At 63.8% G+C, this 4,040-nt stretch carries 5 protein-coding genes; all 5 read right to left on the reverse strand.

Features of this window, described 5'->3' with window-relative positions; all coding sequences use genetic code 11:
• Positions 1–47: 47 nt before the first annotated feature.
• Positions 48–1,319 (reverse strand): dihydroorotase, encoded by a 1,272-nt coding sequence (locus tag ACW9JC_RS29060; RefSeq protein WP_457459344.1) that lies wholly within the window; start codon positions 1,317–1,319, stop codon positions 48–50.
• A complete protein-coding gene (locus ACW9JC_RS29065) occupies positions 1,316–2,320 on the reverse strand; it encodes an aspartate carbamoyltransferase catalytic subunit (protein WP_457459346.1) in 1,005 nt (334 codons plus the stop codon). The genes ACW9JC_RS29060 and ACW9JC_RS29065 overlap by 4 nt, the downstream gene beginning before the upstream one ends.
• Positions 2,321–2,347: 27 nt before the next feature.
• A complete protein-coding gene (pyrR, locus tag ACW9JC_RS29070) occupies positions 2,348–2,851 on the reverse strand; it encodes a bifunctional pyr operon transcriptional regulator/uracil phosphoribosyltransferase PyrR (RefSeq protein ID WP_448109664.1) in 504 nt (167 codons plus the stop codon).
• Positions 2,852–2,931: 80 nt separating this feature from the next.
• Positions 2,932–3,369 carry a Holliday junction resolvase RuvX gene (ruvX, locus tag ACW9JC_RS29075; protein WP_457459348.1) on the reverse strand — a complete coding sequence of 146 codons (438 nt, stop codon included), beginning with the start codon at positions 3,367–3,369 and terminating at the stop codon, positions 2,932–2,934.
• The gene (locus ACW9JC_RS29080) at positions 3,369–3,941 is read right to left on the reverse strand and encodes a YqgE/AlgH family protein (RefSeq protein WP_338583673.1); all 573 of its coding nucleotides are present in this window, start codon (positions 3,939–3,941) and stop codon (positions 3,369–3,371) included. The genes ruvX and ACW9JC_RS29080 overlap by 1 nt, the downstream gene beginning before the upstream one ends.
• Between the last annotated feature and the right edge of the window lie 99 nt (positions 3,942–4,040).

Below are 4,040 nucleotides of genomic sequence, written 5' to 3' on the forward strand. Positions count from 1 at the left end.
ATGTGTTTCCCTGTAGGAGCTGCCGCAGGCTGCGATCTTTTTGATTTTTATGCCTGGTGGCTAATCCGCCCATCCACCAGTGTGTAACGCACAACACCCGGCAAGCTATGCCCAATGAACGGGCAGTTCTCGCCCTTGGACAGCCAGGTCTCACCGGCCACGGTCGAAGCCGCAGGGTCGAACAGCACGATGTCCGCCGCACCACCCACCGCCAGTTTGCCCGCCGGCAGGCGCAAGGCCCCGGCCGGGCCAGCGCTCAGGCGCGCCAGCAGAGTCGGCAAGTCCAGCAAACCGTCTTCCACCAATGTCATCGCCAGCGGCAGCAACAACTCAACGCTGCTGATGCCCGGTTCCGTCGCACCGAACGGCGCCAGTTTGGCGTCCCGTTCGTGGGGCTGGTGATGGCTGGAAATGGCCGAGACCACGCCTGATTTCACTGCCTCACGCAGGCCGTCGCGGTCGGCGCGGGTGCGTAGCGGCGGTTGCACGTGATACAGGCTGCTGAAGTCGATCAGTGCTTCGTCGGTCAGGATCAATTGATACAACGCGACATCGGCGGTGACCTTCAAGCCACGGGCCTGAGCCTGGGCGATCAGGGCCACACCGCGAGCGCTGGTGAGCTGGCTGAAGTGCGCACGCACGCCGGTTTGCTCGACCAACAGCAGATCCCGGGCCAGGGCCACGGTTTCGGCGGTTTCCGGAATGCCCGGCAAGCCGAGGAAGCTCGCGGTCGGGCCTTCGTGGGCCAGGCCACCTTCGGCAAGGTCGTGATCCTGAGAGTTGAAAATCACCGTCAGGTCGAAGGTTGCCGCGTAGTCCAGCGCCCGGCACAGGGTGCGGGTATTGCGGAAGCTCTCCAGGCCGTTGCCGAAAGCCACGCAACCGGCATCGCGCAAGGCAACCAGTTCGGCCAGCTGTTCGCCGTCCAGGCCTTTGCTCAGGGCGCCGATCGGGAAGACTTTGGTGTTGCCGGCCTCGCGGGCGCGGTCGAGGATCAGTTCGGCCACGGCCGAGGTGTCCAGAACCGGTTTGGTCTTCGGCGGGCAGCACAGGCTGGTGACACCGCCGGCCGCTGCGGCACGGGTTTCGCTGACGATCGAGCCTTTACGGCTGTAACCCGGCTCGCGCAGGGCGACGTTGAGGTCGACCAAGCCAGGCGCGGCTACCAGGCCTTTGGCGTCGATGGTGTCGACAGCGACAAAACCTGCCGGCGCGGCGCCCAGGGCGACGATCTTGCAGGCTTCAATATGGATGTCGGTGACTTGATCCAGGCCGCTGGCCGGATCGATGACGCGGGCGCCGAGAATGCTGAGCTTCACTGAACGTTCTCCTGCTCGAATTGGCGCTGGGCTGTTTGCCCGCTCATGGCCATGGACAGCACGGCCATACGAATTGCGATGCCGTAGGTCACCTGGTTGAGGATCACCGAGTGCGGACCGTCGGCCACCGCCGACTCAATCTCCACGCCGCGGTTGATCGGCCCCGGGTGCATGACGATGCAATCGGGTTTGGCGCCGGCCAGGCGCGCGGTGGTCAGGCCGAACAGGCGGTAGAACTCGCCTTCGCTCGGCAGCAGGCCACCGGTCATGCGCTCACGTTGCAGGCGCAACATGATCACCACGTCGACGTCTTTGAGGCCTTCGGTCATGTCGGTGTAGACCTTCACGCCGTATTGCTCGATGCCGATCGGCAGCAGGGTTTTCGGCGCGATCACGCGGATGTCCGGGCAACCGAGGGTTTTCAGGGCCAGCATGTTCGAACGCGCCACCCGCGAGTGCAGGATGTCGCCGACGATGGCCACCGAGAGGTTTTCGAACCCGCCCTTGTGCCGGCGGATGGTGAGCATGTCGAGCATGCCCTGGGTCGGGTGCGCGTGACGGCCGTCGCCACCGTTGATGATTGCCACTTGCGGGCAAACATGTTCAGCGATGAAGTGCGCGGCGCCGGAATCACCGTGGCGCACGACGAACATGTCGGCGGCCATGGCTTCCAGGTTGCGCAGCGTGTCGAGCAGGGTTTCGCCCTTGCTCGCCGACGATGTCGACACGTTGAGGGTGATCACGTCCGCCGACAACCGCTGGGCCGCCAGTTCGAAGGTGGTGCGGGTGCGGGTGGAGTTCTCGAAAAACACGTTGCACACGGTTTTGCCGCGCAGCAACGGGACTTTCTTCACCGCCCGGGCGCCGACTTCGAGGAAGGAGTCGGCAGTGTCGAGGATTTCCGTCAGCAACTCGCGGCGCAAACCGTCGAGCGAGAGGAAGTGGCGCAGCTGGCCCTGATTATTGAGCTGCAGCGGGCGCTTGGTATCTAGAGGCGTCATCGCGAGGGGGACTCTCAATAGGGCGGATTAAAGGGCGAGGTCTTGCAGTTCGAGCGCGAGCTCCGGGCCGGACAGCTTCACGCGCTCGTGAGCGGCCAGCGACAGGGTTGCGCCGACCACGTTCGGGCGGATCGGCAGCTCGCCGGCGTCCAGGTCCAGCAGGCACACCAGCGTCACGCTGGCCGGGCGGCCGTAGTCGAACAGTTCGTTCATGGCGGCGCGGATGGTGCGGCCGCTCATCAATACGTCATCGATCAGCACCAGGTGCTGGCCTTCGATTTCGAACGGCAGCGCAGACGGACGCACTTGCGGGTGCAGGCCGTTCTGGCTGAAGTCATCGCGGTAGAAGGACACGTCCAGGGTGCCGAGCGGCTCGTCGCTGCCCAGTTCCTTGAGCAAGGCCTGGGCGACCCAGACGCCGCCGGTACGAATGCCGATGAAGCGCGGGTCGCTGATGCCGCGGTGTTCCAGGTGGGCCTTCAGGCGAGTGGCCATCTGGCTGATCAGTTCGGCGGGATTGGGCAGGCTCATGGTTGCTCCTTCTTGGGCCCGAGCCGGGTCGTGTAGCGGGTGGCTCGGGTTGTAGCTATATAGAGGCGCGTAGCGGCTCTTCAGGATTCGAACAGTGCGCCGTTTTCGTCGAGCCAGCCTTGCAGCAGCAGGGCGGCGGCGATGGCATCGACCGGGTTGTCTCGGTAGCTGCCCTTTTGTCCGCCGCGATCACGTCGCTCGCCTTTGGCTTCAAAGGTCGTCAGGCGTTCATCGTGGGTATAGAAGGGCAGGTTAAAGCGGCCATTGAGGCGACGGGCAAATTTTTCGGCGCGCAGGCACATGTCGTTCGGTGTGCCGTCCATGTTTAACGGCAGGCCGACCACCACGGCGTCGGGCTTCCACTCTTTGATGAGGGCTTCAACCTGATCCCAGTCGGGAATGCCGTTTTGTGCTTTCAAGGTGCACAGCTCGCGGGCCTGGCCGGTAATCACCTGGCCTACCGCAACGCCGATCTGTTTGGTGCCGTAGTCAAAACCCAGAATCAACCGCAAGGCCATCAGGCGTGCCCCGCCTGGCTGGTGAGCAGGCTGAGGTTGACGCCCAGGTGTTTGGCCGCCGCTTCCAGGCGCAGCTCGCTGCTGGTGTTGAACAGGATGTCGGCGTCGAACGGGCAGGTCAGCCAGGCGTTCTGCGCCAGTTCGGCTTCCAGCTGACCGGCTTCCCAACCGGCATAACCGAGGGCGATCAGGCTCTTGGGTGGGCCGAAGCCGTCGGCGATGGAGAACAGCACGTCCTGGGAGGTCGACAGGGACAACTCGTCTTCCAGATCAACGGTCGCCTGGAAGCTCTGCCCTTTGGGGTGCAGGACGAAGCCGCGATCGGTCTGCACCGGGCCGCCGATGAAGATCGGCACATGCTGGCAGAGCGCAGGCGGTTCGATATCCGGGCGCAATTGCTCAAGGATATCGGCCAGGCTCAGCTCTTGCGGACGGTTGACCACCAGCCCCATGGCGCCATTGGCCGTGTGCTCGACGATGTAGGTCAAGGTGTGCGCAAAGTTCGGGTCGGCCATGTGTGGCATGGCGATCAGGAATTGATGCTTGAGGTAGCTGGGGCTGACGTTTTTCATGACCGCTAGTGTGGCGTTCGAGGGGCGAACTGACAAGCTTGAACAAGGCAAAAGATCGCAGCCTTCGGCAGCTCCTACAGGGGAATGAGTACATCTGGA

Source organism: Pseudomonas sp. SDO5591_S426 (assembly GCF_054070755.1).